This window comes from Pseudomonas sp. 2822-15 (genome assembly GCF_002742515.1).
Lineage (GTDB): Bacteria > Pseudomonadota > Gammaproteobacteria > Pseudomonadales > Pseudomonadaceae > Aquipseudomonas > Aquipseudomonas salomonii.
This window is the reverse complement of sequence record NZ_LJRY01000291.1, coordinates 1-228: the sequence shown is the minus strand read 5'-3', so window position 1 is coordinate 228 and position 228 is coordinate 1. Positions and strand designations below refer to the sequence as shown.

The following is a 228-nucleotide window of genomic DNA, read 5'->3' as shown; positions in this document are numbered from 1 at the left end:
ACTGGAGGTGCGGTGATATATGACTGCGATAATTTCAATACTTTTATCCTATTTATTAGGAGCAATAAGTTTTAGCTATGTTATTGCTAAAAAAATAAAACAAGTTGATATACGGCAGCATGGAAGTGGTAACGCTGGTGCGACAAATACGTTACGTGTCTTAGGAGTGGGTCCAGCGATTATAGTATTATTGTTAGACTGTGCTAAAGGAATAGCAGCAGTTTTCTT

1 protein-coding gene is annotated in these 228 nt (G+C 36.8%); it reads left to right on the top strand.

Annotated elements, in window-relative coordinates:
- Positions 1 to 19: 19 nt before the first annotated feature.
- Positions 20 to 228 (top strand): glycerol-3-phosphate acyltransferase (locus AOA59_RS27685; RefSeq protein ID WP_178076309.1); only part of this gene is annotated, 209 nt, incomplete at its 3' end.